16 protein-coding genes and 1 tRNA gene are annotated in these 14,681 nt (G+C 58.9%); 7 read left to right on the top strand and 10 right to left on the bottom strand.

Features of this window, described 5'->3' with window-relative positions; translation table 11 throughout:
- Window position 1: 1 nt before the first annotated feature.
- Together QZR14_RS12085 and QZR14_RS12080 are read right to left on the bottom strand one after the other, a co-directional pair.
- Window positions 2-487, bottom strand: coding sequence for a hypothetical protein (locus QZR14_RS12085; RefSeq protein ID WP_311996662.1), 486 nt, complete (start codon window positions 485-487; stop codon window positions 2-4).
- A 181-nt stretch (window positions 488-668) separates the two neighbouring features.
- Window positions 669-1,544 carry a LysR family transcriptional regulator gene (locus QZR14_RS12080; protein ID WP_311996661.1) on the bottom strand — a complete coding sequence of 292 codons (876 nt, stop codon included), beginning with the start codon at window positions 1,542-1,544 and terminating at the stop codon, window positions 669-671.
- 111 nt (window positions 1,545-1,655) lie between these two features.
- On the opposite strand from QZR14_RS12080, the gene QZR14_RS12075 reads away from it, so the two are divergent.
- The 3 genes from QZR14_RS12075 (at window position 1,656) to QZR14_RS12065 (ending at window position 4,972) form a co-directional block, all read left to right on the top strand.
- On the top strand, window positions 1,656-2,855 hold the full coding sequence (locus QZR14_RS12075; RefSeq protein WP_311996660.1) for a YbfB/YjiJ family MFS transporter: 1,200 nt from the start codon (window positions 1,656-1,658) through the stop codon (window positions 2,853-2,855).
- Between the two features lie 61 nt (window positions 2,856-2,916).
- Entirely contained in the window at window positions 2,917-3,915 is a 999-nt protein-coding gene (locus tag QZR14_RS12070) for an NAD(P)H-quinone oxidoreductase (RefSeq protein WP_311996659.1), read from the top strand.
- Window positions 3,916-4,027: 112 nt separating this feature from the next.
- Complete coding sequence (locus QZR14_RS12065; protein ID WP_311996658.1) at window positions 4,028-4,972, top strand: alpha/beta hydrolase; 945 nt, start codon at window positions 4,028-4,030, stop codon at window positions 4,970-4,972.
- Here the strand turns inward: QZR14_RS12065 and QZR14_RS12060 are convergent.
- Window positions 4,969-6,780: an ABC transporter ATP-binding protein gene (locus tag QZR14_RS12060; RefSeq protein ID WP_311996657.1), complete on the bottom strand. Its 1,812-nt coding sequence runs from the start codon at window positions 6,778-6,780 to the stop codon at window positions 4,969-4,971. The genes QZR14_RS12065 and QZR14_RS12060 overlap by 4 nt on opposite strands.
- Window positions 6,781-7,002: 222 nt before the next feature.
- On the opposite strand from QZR14_RS12060, the gene QZR14_RS12055 reads away from it, so the two are divergent.
- Window positions 7,003-7,416, top strand: a complete 414-nt coding sequence (locus QZR14_RS12055) for a VOC family protein (RefSeq protein ID WP_311996656.1) — start codon at window positions 7,003-7,005, stop codon at window positions 7,414-7,416.
- A 58-nt stretch (window positions 7,417-7,474) separates the two neighbouring features.
- On the opposite strand, the gene QZR14_RS12050 is transcribed toward QZR14_RS12055, so the two are convergent.
- From QZR14_RS12050 to QZR14_RS12035, 4 genes are all read right to left on the bottom strand, one after another.
- Window positions 7,475-7,804, bottom strand: coding sequence for a hypothetical protein (locus tag QZR14_RS12050; protein WP_250607241.1), 330 nt, complete (start codon window positions 7,802-7,804; stop codon window positions 7,475-7,477).
- A gap of 152 nt (window positions 7,805-7,956) precedes the next feature.
- Entirely contained in the window at window positions 7,957-8,982 is a 1,026-nt protein-coding gene (rtcA, locus tag QZR14_RS12045; RefSeq protein ID WP_311996654.1) for an RNA 3'-terminal phosphate cyclase, read from the bottom strand.
- A gap of 8 nt (window positions 8,983-8,990) precedes the next feature.
- The gene (locus tag QZR14_RS12040) at window positions 8,991-9,779 is read right to left on the bottom strand and encodes a nucleotidyltransferase domain-containing protein (RefSeq protein WP_311996653.1); all 789 of its coding nucleotides are present in this window, start codon (window positions 9,777-9,779) and stop codon (window positions 8,991-8,993) included.
- 14 nt (window positions 9,780-9,793) lie between these two features.
- Window positions 9,794-11,020: an RtcB family protein gene (locus QZR14_RS12035; protein ID WP_250607244.1), complete on the bottom strand. Its 1,227-nt coding sequence runs from the start codon at window positions 11,018-11,020 to the stop codon at window positions 9,794-9,796.
- Window positions 11,021-11,267: 247 nt separating this feature from the next.
- Between QZR14_RS12035 and rtcR the strand changes: the two genes are divergently transcribed.
- The 3 genes from rtcR to QZR14_RS12020 all read left to right on the top strand — a co-directional run bounded on the left by rtcR (window position 11,268) and on the right by QZR14_RS12020 (window position 13,689).
- Window positions 11,268-12,866 carry an RNA repair transcriptional activator RtcR gene (rtcR, locus tag QZR14_RS12030; protein WP_311996652.1) on the top strand — a complete coding sequence of 533 codons (1,599 nt, stop codon included), beginning with the start codon at window positions 11,268-11,270 and terminating at the stop codon, window positions 12,864-12,866.
- A 110-nt stretch (window positions 12,867-12,976) separates the two neighbouring features.
- On the top strand, window positions 12,977-13,246 hold the full coding sequence (locus tag QZR14_RS12025) for a hypothetical protein (protein ID WP_250607246.1): 270 nt from the start codon (window positions 12,977-12,979) through the stop codon (window positions 13,244-13,246).
- Window positions 13,247-13,290: 44 nt separating this feature from the next.
- Window positions 13,291-13,689 (top strand): hypothetical protein, encoded by a 399-nt coding sequence (locus QZR14_RS12020; RefSeq protein WP_311996651.1) that lies wholly within the window; start codon window positions 13,291-13,293, stop codon window positions 13,687-13,689.
- Between the two features lie 184 nt (window positions 13,690-13,873).
- On the opposite strand, the gene QZR14_RS12015 is transcribed toward QZR14_RS12020, so the two are convergent.
- The 3 genes from QZR14_RS12015 to ihfA form a co-directional block, all read right to left on the bottom strand.
- Window positions 13,874-13,950: transfer RNA gene (locus QZR14_RS12015), tRNA-Pro, on the bottom strand.
- Between the two features lie 88 nt (window positions 13,951-14,038).
- A complete protein-coding gene (locus QZR14_RS12010) occupies window positions 14,039-14,395 on the bottom strand; it encodes a MerR family transcriptional regulator (protein WP_003179985.1) in 357 nt (118 codons plus the stop codon).
- Window positions 14,376-14,678 carry an integration host factor subunit alpha gene (gene ihfA, locus QZR14_RS12005; protein ID WP_002553164.1) on the bottom strand — a complete coding sequence of 101 codons (303 nt, stop codon included), beginning with the start codon at window positions 14,676-14,678 and terminating at the stop codon, window positions 14,376-14,378. Before ihfA ends, QZR14_RS12010 begins: the two co-directional genes overlap by 20 nt.
- Window positions 14,679-14,681: the final 3 nt, after the last annotated feature.

The raw sequence follows: 14,681 nt of genomic DNA, 5'->3' as shown, positions 1-14,681 counted from the left end.
TCTATTGTGGAGATTCGGGCGCTTGTGGCGGCGCCGGTCTTGGCGCGCTTATATCCTTGCCGATCTGGATCGCAGCGAGTGTCGTCTGCAAGGTGGTTAACACCGCTGCTTGATTGGCGAAGTGCGCCCCCACGACGACGGTGATCATTCCGAGAAAATGGACGGCCGTGGTCGCCCAGTAATGCGCCTTCACTGTCGAGGCGTGTTTGATGGCTTCTTTTGATTCTTCGGCGATTCGTTGTACACCGTCCCACATCAGATCGTATCGTTTGTCCCTCTCCATTTGAGCCTTGTCTCGCTCAGACTGAGTCAAAAGATAAGCATCGATTTTCGCCGACACACCCTCGACCCGAGCGTCCATCCTGGTCTCGATGGTTTCGATCCTGGCATTGAATTCTTCACGACTTATAGCGTTCATGGCTTGAGCATTCCGACTTTTACTCGATAGATCACTGACTGGATTTTGACTGAATTCCGTGGTTTTCAACGCGACACCTTCCTGGCTCTTACGCTACCGTCCCTGGCATTAACATCAGTGAAAGCACGACGCCCCTCACCGAGCTGACGAAAACAATAGGACCCATCGAGAACGCTGACAAGCCGGGAGATTCTGCCTCTGATGTAGGCTGTTTCGTCAGAGGTTGTAGCCCTGCCAAAAGAACGTCTGCCTAGTCATTCTCCGACGCGAACACGTCGACAATCTGCTCAATCACCGCCCTCATCCGCGCGGTATGCCGCAGATCCGCGTGGGTCACCAGCCACACTTCATACGGCAATGGTCGAGTGCGCTCCGGCCAGAGCCTGACCAGACCATCGCGCTCGCCCATGTACACCGGGATTTCTCCTACACCCAGCCCTGCTGCAATCGAACGGCGCACGAGCAGGCTGGAACTGAGGCTGGCGACGATCCGGCCGCGACTGAGCGGCTCCGACACCAGGGTCAGGTCCTTTTTGCTTTGCAGATACGGTTGATAGACCACCAGATCATGCCCTTCAAATGCTGTGTCCGGCTGCGGCACGCCATTGGCATCGATATAGGCCTGGGAAGCGAATAGCCCCACCGGCCATCGGGCGATTCGCCGGGCGATCAGGTCAGGGTTGTCCGGGCGGGTGTTGCGCACCGCGATATCCGCCTCGCGCTTGGCCAGGCTGAGGATCTGCGTGGACGCATCCAGTTGCACTCGCACGTCCGGGTGCTGCTTGTGCAAACAGGCAATGGCCGGGATCAGAAAGTCGATGGCCAGCGAATCCGTGGTACTGACGCGCACGGTGCCGGTCAGGCGATCGTCCAGGCCTTGAATCTGCCGCTCCAGCTCCAGTGCCGAATGCTCCATTTTCTCCACACTCTTGAGCGCCGCCTCACCGACTGCGGTCAACGCGTAGCCGTCGGAAGTACGCAGGAACAGCGTCGCACTCAGGGACTTTTCCAGCGCTGTGATTCGCCGCCCGACCGTGGCCTGATCCACCCCCAGCACACGCGCTGCACCACGTAGCGTCGACTCGCGGCAAACGGCCAGAAATACCCGTGCATCATCCCAATTCATGCTGCCTCCCAGTGATGCAGATTCGCATCGTAGCGCCGCTTAATCGCTGCATTAACGCAGCAACGATAGCCGATATGCTGGACGCCATAAACCTTCCGCGAGATCGCTATCATGCGTACATCAACCTCCACCGGCATCTGGCTGCCGATCTTCGCCGGCCTCTGCGCCAGCCTGGTCAGCATCGGGCTGGCGCGTTTCGCTTACACCCCATTGATCCCTTCGCTGATTGAGGCGCGGTGGTTCAGCGCCAATGATGTGGTCTACCTCGGTGCGGCCAATCTGGTCGGTTATCTGATTGGGGCCCTGCTCGGCCGGCCGACAGCGCGCCAGCTCGGCAATAAAAATGCCTTGCGACTGATGATGCTGGTGGTCACGACGGCATTTTTTGCCTGTGCGTTTCCGTTGTCGGTGAGCTGGTTCTTCGGCTGGCGGCTGCTGTCGGGGATTGCCGGTGGCGCGATCATGGTGCTGGTGGCCGCGACAGTTCTGCCGCATGTGCCGGCGGCGCGAAAAGGGTTGGCCAGCGGTGCGATCTTTCTCGGCATCGGTCTTGGCATTGCCGGTTCCGGGACGCTGGTGCCGCCGCTGTTGAGCCTGGGTTTGCAAGCGACATGGCTGGGCCTGGGGGCTTTGGCTTTGGTGCTGACAGCACTGAGCTGGTTCGGCTGGCCGTCTGACTTCCCGCACCCACAGGCCGCGCAGGAAAAGGCGCCCGTTGAACCGACACCGCGCGGTGTGTATTTGCTGTTCGCCCAATACGCCTTCATGGCCGCTGGCCTGGTGCCGGCCATGGTGTTTCTGGTGGATTACGTGGCTCGTGGACTCGGCGACGGGGCGCATGTCGGCGCGCTGATCTGGGTGATGTACGGTTTGGGCGCGATTGTCGGCCCGGTGAGTTATGGCTTTCTTGCCGATCAGCTTGGCGCACGTTCCGGCATTCGCCTGGTGCTGGTGGTGCAAGCGATTGCCCTTGGCTTGCTGGCGATGTCTCACTCGTTTGTGGCACTGGCGCTGCTGGCGGTGATTCTCGGTTCATTTCCGCCCGGCATTGTTCCGCTGGCCCTGGCCCGCGTGCATGAGCTGGTGCCGCAGCATCATCGCCAGCAAATTGCCTGGAGCCGCGCCACAGTGTCGTTCGCCACGTTTCAAGCGCTGGCCGGGTTTGCCTATTCAGCCTTGTTCAATGCCAGTGGCGGTCACCATGCGTTGTTGTTCGTCATCGCCGCTGGCGCGATCGCCGTGGCGCTGTTGCTGGAGCAAGCCATGAAATGGCTGCCCGCCCCTGTCGAAACGCGCTGCTGCGCAAATTGAAGGGAATCATTGTTTGCACAGCACGCTCCCATCTACAGAACCTATACCAACAGGAATCGATATGTCCCTGCCCAAAGAAATGACCCGAATCGAAATCAGCGAACCCGGCGGCCCCGAGGTTTTGCAACCCAAACGCGTGCCGCTTCCAATCGTCGCGGAAGGCGAAGTGTTGATCCGCGTTCACGCCGCTGGAATCAACCGGCCGGACGCTTTGCAGCGTGCCGGCAAATACCCGATGAAACCCGGCATGAACCCGATTCCCGGGCTGGAGGTCGCCGGCGAAGTCGTGGCCCTAGGGGGCGGTGTCAGTCAGTTCGCCGTGGGCGACAAAGTCTGCGCGCTGACCAACGGCGGCGGTTATGCCGAATACTGCGCAGTCCCGGCTGGCCAGACCCTGCCGATACCACAAGGTGTGGATTGGGTACACGCCGCCGCGATCCCGGAAACGTTCTTTACCGTGTGGGCCAACCTGTTCGGCCTCGGTGGCGCCAGCCGTGGCCAGCGCGCGCTGATTCATGGTGGCACCAGCGGCATCGGCACGACCGCACTGATGCTGTGCCGAGAATTCGGTATAGAAGCGTTTGCCACCGCCGGCAGCCCGGACAAATGCGCAGCGATTCGCGACCTCGGTGGCGAAGCGATCAATTATCGCGATGAGGATTTCGCGGCAGTCATCGCCGAGAAAACTGCAGGCCAGGGCGTCAATGTCATCCTCGACATCATGGGCGGCTCGTACCTCAACGGTAACGTCAGCGCCCTGGCGATGGATGGCCGACTGGTCATGCTCGGTTTCCTCGGCGGCGCGAGGGCCAATGACTTTGACCTGCTGGCAATGATGGCCAAACGCGCGGTGATCACTGGTTCCCTGTTGCGCGCCCGCACCGCTGCCGAAAAAGCCGCGATTGCCGATCAACTGCGTGAGCATGTATGGCCGGCGCTGGCTGCCGGGCGCTGCCTGCCGATGATCGACAAGGTCTACCCACTCACCGAGGCCGCTCAGGCTCACGCGCACATGGAGGCCGGCGACCATATCGGCAAGATCGTGCTGCAGGTAGCGTGAATCCTTGCAGCATTTGGTAATCGTTGCGCCGGGGCGGTGGTCGAAAAACTCACGCGCAGGCCCAGGCATCTGGTAAAAAGCGTTCTTTGTCTGCGCCTGGGTGAAACGTTTAATGTTCCTGTCCTTCATGACGCGTCTGCGCCGCCGCCGTTTGGCGTTTGCCTGCATGGCCGCGCTGATTATCGGCGTGCCGACCAGTTGTGCCGTGCTCGAACACACCGAACGTAAACTGTTGTTTCGCATCGAACCGGGCACCGCCGGCTGGTATCACGGCTTGCCCGGCAGCGTGCAGGAACTCGATCTGCAACCAAAGAGTTTCAAGGCCGGGGAAAACATTCACGCCTGGTGGTGGCCGGCAGAAAAAGCCAATGCGCCGGCCATTCTCTATCTGCATGGCGTGCGCTGGAACCTCACCGGGCAGTTGTTCCGCATTGAACAACTGCGCGCAGCGGGTTATTCAGTGCTGGCCATCGACTACCGAGGTTTCGGCAAGAGTCATGGTGATCTGCCATCGGAAAGCAGCGTTTACGAAGATGCACGGGTGGCGTGGGAGCGCTTCAAACTGCTGCAACCGGATCCGGCCAAACGCCTGATCTACGGGCACTCCCTCGGTGGCGCCGTGGCCATCGATCTGGCAGCAGAACTCGGCCAGACCGCCGCTCGCGATCACTCTGCATTGCCGGTGCGCGGACTGGTGATCGAGTCCACATTCACCACGCTGGCGGATGTTACCGCGTCTGTAGCCAACACTTCGCTGCCGGTGCGCTGGCTGCTGTCGCAGAAATTCGATTCGATCGACAAGATTGCCGATATCCACATGCCGCTGCTGGTGGTCCACGGTTTGGCCGATGCGTTCGTGCCGCCGCGCTTCAGTGAGCAACTGTTCAACGCCGCGCAACAACCCAAGCGCCTGTTGTTGGTGCCGGGCGCGACGCATAACAACAGCATGGCGTTGGGTGGACAGAATTACCGCAAGGCGCTCGACAGCCTGATGCAGAGCAAACCGGCCCCTCGGGTGGCCGGGCCTGCAATCGTGCGCAGCGGCCGCGACACTTAACGGTAGCCGCGAGCCTGCAAATCAAACAATTGCGCGTAATGCCCGGCGGCGGCGATCAATTGATCGTGGCCGCCCTGCTCCAGAATCCGGCCTTGTTGCAGCACGACGATGTGGTCGGCATTGCGCACGCTGGAAAAACGATGGGAAATCAGCAACGTCATGCGACCTTCGCTGTGTTGGCTGAAGTGCTCGAACACTGCCGCTTCGGCCGCCGGGTCAAGGGCGGACGTCGGCTCATCAAGAATCAGAATGTCGGCATCACGGCGCATGTACGCGCGGGACAAGGCAATCTTCTGCCACTGCCCGCCAGACAACTCCTGGCCACCGGCAAACCAGCGTCCCAACTGTGTGGCATAACCCTTGTCGAGCCCCTCGATAAAGGGCGCCGCCATGCCTTGGTCGGCGGCCTCCTTCCAGCGTTGCGCGTCGTTGAACGCCAGGGTATCGCCGACGCCGATGTTTTCTCCGACGCTGAACTGGTAGCGGATGTAGTCCTGAAAAATCACGCCAATACGCCGACGTAACGCGGTCTCCTGCCAATCCTGCAAGTCACTGCCGTCAAGCAGGATGCGCCCTTGATCCGGGCGATAGAGCCGGGTCAGTAGCTTGATCAATGTGGTCTTGCCTGAACCGTTCTCGCCGACCAACGCCATGCTCTGGCCTGGCACCAGTTGCAGGTCAATGTTTTCCAGCGCTGGCCGACTGGCACCCGGATAGCGGAAACCGACGCTTTCGAAACGCAAACCATCGCCCGGACAGACGCCGGCAGTCAGGTGGCCGGTATCCAGCTGGACCGGTTCGGCCAGGTATTCATACAGACTGGTCAGGTAGAGGCCGTCTTCGTACAGGCCGCTGATCGCACTCAAACTGCTGCTCACCGCGCTTTGGCCTTGCTTGAACAGCACCAGATACATGGTCATCTGGCCGAGACTGATCTGGCCATGCACGGCATCGATCACCACCCAGGCATAGGCCGCGTAAAAAGCCGCGGTACCGAGCAGGCCGAGGCCGAAACCCCAGCCGTCGCGCCGCAACGTCAGGCGGCGGTCTTCGGCATACAGCCTGGCGAACGTGTCGCGGTAGCGTTGCAGCAACAGCGGTGCAAAACCGAACAGCTTGACCTCTTTGATGTAGGTTTCGTGGGACAGCAAGGTTTCGATGTAATTCTGCTGCCGACTCTCCGGCGCGCGGCGAGTGAACAGACGAAAAGCATCACCGGAAAAATGCGCCTCGGCAAAGAACACCGGCAACGCACCGACCACCAGCAGCACCAGCGCCCAAGGTGAAAAATGCACCAGCAGCACACCAAAGCTGATCAACATGATCAGGTTTTGAATCAAGCCCAACGATTTCATGACCAGCGCCAGCGGCCGGGTCGAAGCCTCGCGACGAACCCGCACCAGCTTGTCGTAGAACTCGGAGTTTTCGAACTGCACCAGTGACAGGGTCTGTGCTTTCTCCAAGATAAGCGTATTGACCTTCTGCCCTAGCTGCACCCGCAATAGAGACTGCTGCACCGACAGTGCCCGTTGCGTGCCGGACAACAGCGCCAACACCCCGGCCTCCAACAACACATAACGCAACACCGGCCACAGCGGCGCACTGCCGTGTTGCGCGTGCAACTGCATCGCTGCCACCACGGCATCGACAATCCGCTGCCCCAACCACGCCGCCAGCGCCGGCAGTAACCCGGCCACCAACGTTGCCAGCACCAACCCCAGAAACAAGCCACGCGATGTCCCCCAGACCAAGCGCAAGGCTCGCTGCGCCTGATCGAACAAGGACGTGAAACGCGATAGATCAGGCATGGGGCATTGCACTCTGCAGGTGATGACGGTGCGTCATGGTACTCCAGCGCCACGACCGAATTTCACACGACGAGCGCGTTATCGTCGACGCGCTTTTCAGAACAAAAACATCTGGGAGACTCAGGCCTTTCCGACGTCCAACGCTCTGCTATGGTTTAACCGCCCTACGCGGAACCCGGCGACACCCGCCACGCTCCGCGCCTGACTGCCGGGAGCAGAGACATGAGAATCAATCCCTACCTGATCTTCAACGGAGATTGCCGCGAGACCTTCACCTTTTACGAGCAAGCCTTGCAAGGAAAGCTCGAAGCGATGATGACATTCGGCGAAACACCCGCCGCCGAACACGTGCCGAAAGAACACCACAACCTGATCATCCACACCTGCCTGAAAGTGGGTGATCAGATGATCATGGCGTCAGACACCACACCCGATCGCCCGACTCAGGGCATGAGTGGCTGCTCGATTTCGCTGAACGTCGACAGCATTGCCGAAGCCGAACGCGTGTTCAACGCGCTGGCCAAGGACGGCCGCATCGATATGCCGCTGGAAGCGACGTTCTGGGCGGCGCGTTTCGGCATGCTGGTCGATCATTTTGGCGTGTCGTGGATGGTCAATTGCGAAAGCGAAAAGTGACGCCGAGATTTCATCATCCATGAAAAAGCCCGACCGGTTCAGGTCGGGCTTTTTTGCTTCAGCGTTGGGCCAATTCGTGGCGTACACATTGTTCGTAATAGGTCTGTTTGACCGCTGCCGGCTTGAGCTTCGACGTGCTGTTGTAGGTTTGCTCGGTGATTCCCATCGCAGTCATGCGCATCCACGGTTGCTGGAATCGTCGCACCTGCAATTGTTTGCGCGCGCCATACAGCGAGACGCCTGACAGCTTCGATTGCTGAGCACCGGCAGCGATATCCGAGCCCCAGATACAGGCAAAGCGATGGCTTTTGCTTAATTCTTTTGCCTGCACGCCTGTGGCAAAAACAGCCAGGGAAAGCGTTGCAACGGTGATGACAATCGTCCGCATAGAGCCCACCTAACCTTTTGAAAAAAGGCGATTTTGCCGGGGAAGCGAACGACCGGGGGCCAGCAGTTTGCCGTCTTTTCGGAGTTTTTTGCGAGCCAAAAAAAGGGCGACGGGATTTCATAATGAAATCCCGTCGCCCCGTTCATGACCGATCAACTGACAATGACCTCAACGCGCAGTCGATCGGCACCCTCCTCGCGGCAATCAATACGAACCGGCAAAAACAGCTCGATCACCGCAATATTGCTGTGCAGATGCTCGGTCATGCGCGGCGTGGTAAACGAGCCACCACCAGCCAGCGCCATTGGCAACAGCAACTGATCGGCAAGGTGCTCGGCTACCGCAGCACCACTGCGTAACCAGTCGGCGGCTTGATTAATCGCTGCATCGGCAACCTTCTCTGCGCGCAATGACACTTGACCAAATGCGCTGAACACCTCGGTGACGTGTTCGAAGACGTACTCCAGCAGCAACACATTGCCTGGCCCGCGGGCTGGATCGAGCATCACAGGGTGCAGCGCCGCAGCCGGCAGACTCAATCGCTTGGCCACCTGGTTCAGCTCACGCTGGGCGACCGTAGGTCCAAGCCCGGCGGTCAGTGCCGACGCGCTCTGTGAAATCGCTTCGCCACGGTCACACAGGTCGAGTCGCGTCAGGTTCGCCGGGTGCACATTCACCGCAATCTCGCCACCGCCGGCCGGGACAAAACCATGGCGCACCAAGTCCAGCTCAACGTTAGCCCCCATGCGTCGCAACAGCGGCAGCCAACTGCGCGATAGAAAATCGGCCGGCGGCGCCAGCGGGTTATGCGTGCCACCGGAAATCCGCACTCGACTCGCCTGCGGTGCCCGCAACAGTGCCGGCAACAATGTCTGTAACACCAGCGTGCAGCTGCCGGCCGTGCCGATGGCGAATTGAAAGTCGCCGGCGCGAATCGCGCCGGGTTCGAAGCTCAAGGCTTGCGAACCCAAATGAGCGCCGCAGACCGTTGCACCACACACTTCGGCCGCCGCCATCACCGCGGTCAAGTGTTGGCGCAGCAGTCCCGGACGGCTGCGCCTGGCACGAATCTGTTTAATGCGAAACGCCCGGCCCGTCACCATCGACAAGCTCAAGGCGCTGCGCAACACCTGGCCGCCACCAATGGCACCGTCCAGTTCTATCACTTCCTGTTTCATTGCATTCCTTACGCGTATAGCCCGACGGTATCCCTGAGGTACTGATCCAGCCGTCGCGAGTCTTCCTGAGTTCTGGGTAATGTGGGCACTTCGCGCTCGAGTTCGGCCGCGATGAACCCGTGCAACGCCGGTCGACGCGGCCCGTAGGCGCTCTCATCGGCATTGCGTCTAAGGGCGAGCAGCTCGTCGACTTCATCGAGCAACGCGCGATCATCGACCGTGGTCAGGAGGTCGGCGAACGTCATCGGTGGCCGGCCTCGTCCCTGATCGATCCAGCGCACGGCTAACAATGGTCGCAGCACGTAGAAGTACTTCTTCAAACGCACAGTTTCCCCTTGCAGGTAACCGCGAAAGTTCTTCTTTGCCATCGACAGATAGTGATTGCGCGCCGCTGGCGGGCTGTAGAACGCTTCGGCGAGTTCGCGCAGTTGTGCCACCTGCGCGGTTTCACTGCGATAAACCAGCGGCGAGTCGAGCCACTCCAGCAAGGTCGGATTGGATTTGCGCAACAATCCGAGGGTCTTGCGCAGCTCCCAACCACTGACATCAAGTTCATCGTCCAGCGGACGTTCGATCACATCACGCGGCGCATCGACCTGAACGAACCAATCGGGCTTTTCCACATACACAAACCGTACGTCGTAATCGCTGTCGGTCGAGGCAAAACCCCAGGCCCGACTGCCGGACTCACAGGCATACAACACCGTGACATTGCGTTCACGCTCTATGCGTGCCAGCTCTTCCAGTACCCGCGCACGCATCGTGGCGCACAGCGGATGACGCTCTTGCAATTCCATGACCTGCTTTCCTTTTATCCTTTGACGCACACCACCTGACGCAAGGTGTGCAGCACTTCCACCAGCTCACGCTGGGCGTGCATGACTTTGTCGATGTCCTTGTAGGCCATCGGAATCTCGTCGATCACCGCCTCGTCTTTGCGGCACTCCACATGGGCCGTGGCGCGAATCTGATCCTCGACAGTGAACATATTCTTGGCCTTGGTGCGGCTCATGGTGCGGCCGGCGCCGTGGCTGCAGGAACTGAAGGATTCTTCGTTACCCAGGCCGCGGACAATGAAACTCTTGGCGCCCATCGAGCCTGGAATAATCCCCAGCTCGCCCTTCTTCGCCGACACCGCACCTTTGCGCGTGACCAGTACCTCTTCACCGAAATGCCGCTCTTTCTGCACGTAGTTGTGGTGGCAGTTGACCGCTTCCAGCGCCACTTCAAACGGCTTGCGGATAATCTGCCGTGTCGCCTGAATCACTGCGCGCATCATCAGCTCGCGGTTCTGTTTGGCGAAGTCCTGCGCCCAACCCACCGCTTCCACATAGTCATCAAAGTGCTGACTGCCCTCTTCGAAGTAGGCCAGGTCACGATCCGGCAGGTTGGCGATGTGCTGACGCATATCCGCCTGAGCCATCTGGATGAACAGGTTGCCGATGGCATTGCCGACGCCACGCGAACCACTGTGCAACATGAACCAGACCCGGTTGGCTTCATCCAGGCACACTTCGATGAAGTGGTTGCCGCTGCCGAGCGTACCGAGGTGCCCGCGGTTGTTGGTGTTGGCCAGTTTCGGGTACTTGTCGGTGATCAATTTGAACCGTGGCTGCAGCCCCGCCCAGGCCTGATCGGCTTGCTGCGGGATTTCATCCCAGGCGCCCTTGTCGCGCCGCGAACGGTTCGAACTGCGGCCATGCGGCACCGCTTGCTCGATAGCGCTGCGCAGCCCGTGCAGGTTGTCCGGCAGATCGGCAGCCGTCAGTGACGTGCGCGCGGCGATCATGCCGCAACCGATGTCGACGCCGACCGCCGCCGGAATGATCGCACCGACCGTGGGAATGACGCTGCCGATGGTCGAACCTTTGCCCAAGTGCACGTCCGGCATGACCGCCAGATGTTTGAAAATGAACGGCATTTTTGCGGTGTTCATCAACTGCTCGCGGGCCTCGTTTTCCACGGGCACACCTTCGGTCCACAGTTTGATCGGTTTGCCGTTGGCGACTTCAAGCAGTTGGTAAGTGTGTTCTTTCATGTCTTTATTCGACTGCATATTGAGAGATTTGACTTGGCCATCCTGGCTTCTCGCTGGTTTGACCTGTTCGTTGCGATAGACATTGCAGCGGCTGTGCCAGGTTTTTTATTTTCCCGAAAAAAATTTCATATCTCTTTGTTTTAAATGGCTTTTATTTTTTAAAAGGCTTTTTAATCATTTGATTGGGCGACAAACCCTGTGTAGAAAAATTATCATTGGTTATCGTTTTTTATCTTTTGAGATAAGCATGCAAAATAAACGTACCGTCGCCATCGGGTTTATCGGCGCCACTCTTGATCGCGTCGGTAAAGGCGCCAATCGCTGGAGCCATTGGCGCCCGAGCGTGGGCCTCTGCCAGCAGCCGGATGTGCTGATCAATCGGCTTGAGCTGATTCACGGCATCGACGCCCGCGACGTCAGTCTCGCCGAGCGGGTGCGCGCCGACATCCAGCAGGTTTCACCGGAAACCGAAGTGCGCCTGCACTCGATGGCGTTGCGCAACCCATGGGATTTTGAAGAGGTCTACGGCGCACTGCACGATTTCACCACTGCCTACGCGTTCGACACCGAACACGAGGACTACCTCGTCCACATCACCACCGGCACCCACGTCGCGCAGATCTGCTGGTTCCTGTTGACCGAGGCGCGCTACTTGCCCGCTCGCCTGATCCAGACCTCCCCCGCCAGGCGCAAGAGCGAAGACGAGCACGCCTGTGGCACCCACGCCCTGATCGACCTCGACCTGTCGCGATATGATCGCATCGCCTCACGCTTTGCCAACAAACGCCTCGAAGGCCTGGCATTTCTGAAGTCCGGGATCGCCACACGCAACGCCGCATTCAACCGCTCCATCGAGCAGATCGAACGCGTTGCGGTGCGTTCAAAAGCCCCCATGCTGCTGATCGGCCCGACCGGCGCCGGCAAATCCTTTCTGGCCCGACGCATCTACGAACTCAAACGCAACCGCCATCAGATGCAGGGACGCTTTGTCGAAGTCAACTGCGCCACCCTGCGTGGCGACGGTGCGATGTCGACCTTGTTCGGCCACAGCAAAGGTGCCTTCACCGGTGCACAGAATGCCCGCGACGGCCTGCTGCGCGCGGCGGATGGCGGCATGCTGTTTCTCGATGAAATCGGCGAACTGGGCGCCGACGAGCAGGCGATGCTACTCAAAGCGATTGAAGAGAAACGCTTCTTTCCACTGGGTTCGGACAAGGAGGTGGAAAGCGACTTCCTGATCATCGCCGGCACCCATCGCGACCTGCGCAGCCGTGTCGCTGACGGCTTGTTTCGCGAAGACTTGTACGCACGCATCAACCTCTGGACGTTCGACCTTCCCGGACTCGCCGGCCGCCGCGAGGATATCGAGCCGAATATCGATTTCGAGTTGCAGCGCCATGCCCGCGAGCATGGGCAATTGGTACGCTTCAACCTTGAAGCCCGCCGGCTCTATCTGGCCTTCGCCAGTTCTCGCGAAGCAGCGTGGCTGGGTAATTTCCGCGAATTGTCTGCGTCGATCACGCGCATGGCGACATTGGCGGACAGCGGGAGGATTGATGAGGCGCAGGTGCAGGAAGAGATTGAGCGATTGCGTTATGCCTGGGGCCTGACCCAAACGGGTAACAGCCCGGAAGATTTGCCAGGAGATGCACAAAGCATGGATCTGTTTGACCGCTTGCAGTTGCGCGCAGTACTTGAGGTCTGCCGGCAAGCAGACAGCCTGTCGGATGCCGGTCGCCGCTTGTTCGGCATCTCGCGCCAGGCCAAGGCGCAACCGAATGATGCGGACCGTTTGCGCAAGTATCTGGGCCGGTTCGGGATTGAATGGAGCCAGTTGGCGCCGTAGCCACCGTTCTTGCCCCAAATGGGCCAGGGATGCCGCTGGTCTGATGCGCCGCACCTTCGCCCGGTGAGTTCTTCCAATGCAGTACATCCACCGACTCGGAAGACAACGTCATGAACAAGCGAATGATTGCAATCGGATTGGCCAGCCTGGTTTCGCTTTGCCCACTGTTTTCCCTCGCAGCTGAAAAAACAGGTGGTTCCTCAGCGCCTCCGACTGTGATGCCCGGTGTAAATCAGGGCGGATCCGAGTCAAAAGAAGACAAAGCTGACAAGAAAGGTGAAGAGGCATCAGGATCGAATTCCGGAGCCGAGGCACACGAAACACAGAAGGATGCAGCCAGCTCAAGCGATTCTGCAGATGTCAAAAAACCCAGCCAGTGAACCGCCGTTTTGGCCAATGAACAGATGGTAGCGCCGAGCCATGAATGCTAACGTTCCCGGCCAACATTCAGGGATGGCATGCCATGCTCAATCGGTTTCTGGCGACAACGGCAATACTGCTCACTTTCAGCTTTGCAGCACACAGCGCCACCTTGCCCAGCGAATATCTGGAAGAGTGCCAACGAGTCGAAAATTCGGCCAAAGCCATCATGAAAGCCAGACAAGGAGGCGTGCCCCTCTCCTCCGTTCTGGAATTGGCCGATAACGCAGGCAAGGAAAGCGAATATGTGGGCAGTTTATATAAAGCGCTGATCGGGCAGGCCTACGACATGCCACGAGAGTCGGACACGAAGAAGCAAGAAAAGGTGGTGGCTGACTTTCAGAAAACCTTTTATTCGCTTTGCATCGATTCTGCGCAGAAAACGGCGAGTGGAAGAAGCTGACGGGGAATGCCTTTCTATAGACAGCAAAAACCCGCCGAAGCGGGTTTTTGAAGATCCAGCGATTAAACAGGGCCGAACTGATTTAACAAGGCATCCACTCCCGCCGAGCAAAAAAATGTCTGAAAAAATCACTGCGCATGAAAAAGCCCAATCTTTTCAGATTGGGCTAAGTCATTGAATTATATGGTCGGGACGGAGTGATTCGAACACTCGACCCCTAGCACCCCATGCTAGTGCGCTACCGGACTGCGCTACGCCCCGACTGGTGTTGCAACCGTTCTTCACCTCGAAGAACGCTCAAGAATATAGCGCAAGCGTTTGAAAACTGGAAGTATTCAAACGCTGCTTTTTATTTCTTGAGAACCACCAGTACGTCTTCCAACTCGGCGATCATCTGCCGAATCATTTGCTTGTACTGAGTCGTGTCGTCTTTGGCTTCATCGCCGGACAGACGCAAGCGCGCGCCGCCGATGGTGAAACCCTGATCATAAAGGAGCGCGCGGATCTGCCGGATCATCAGCACGTCCTGGCGCTGATAATACCGGCGGTTTCCGCGGCGTTTGACGGGGTTGAGTTGAGGAAACTCCTGCTCCCAGTAACGCAGCACGTGTGGCTTTACGGCACACAGCTCGCTGACTTCACCAATGGTGAAGTAGCGTTTGCCCGGGATGACGGGTAGTTCGTCGTTATGACTTGGTTCCAGCATAAGCCTCAACTCGGGCCTTCAACTTCTGCCCTGGACGAAAGGTGACCACACGGCGAGCCGTGATCGGGATTTCTTCCCCCGTTTTAGGGTTGCGGCCAGGCCGCTGGCGTTTGTCCCGAAGGTCGAAATTGCCGAAACCGGACAATTTCACCTGCTCGTTGTCTTCAAGAGCGTGCCTGATTTCCTCGAAAAACAGTTCTACCAATTCCTTGGCTTCCCGCTTGTTCAGGCCCAGCTCTTCATACAGACGTTCCGCCATCTCAGCTTTCGTCAAAGCCCCCATACG

This window comes from Pseudomonas sp. rhizo66 (assembly GCF_031931925.1).
In the GTDB taxonomy this organism is placed as follows: domain Bacteria; phylum Pseudomonadota; class Gammaproteobacteria; order Pseudomonadales; family Pseudomonadaceae; genus Aquipseudomonas.
Note: the sequence above shows the minus strand (reverse complement) of the source record. Positions and strands in the feature narration are given on the sequence as shown.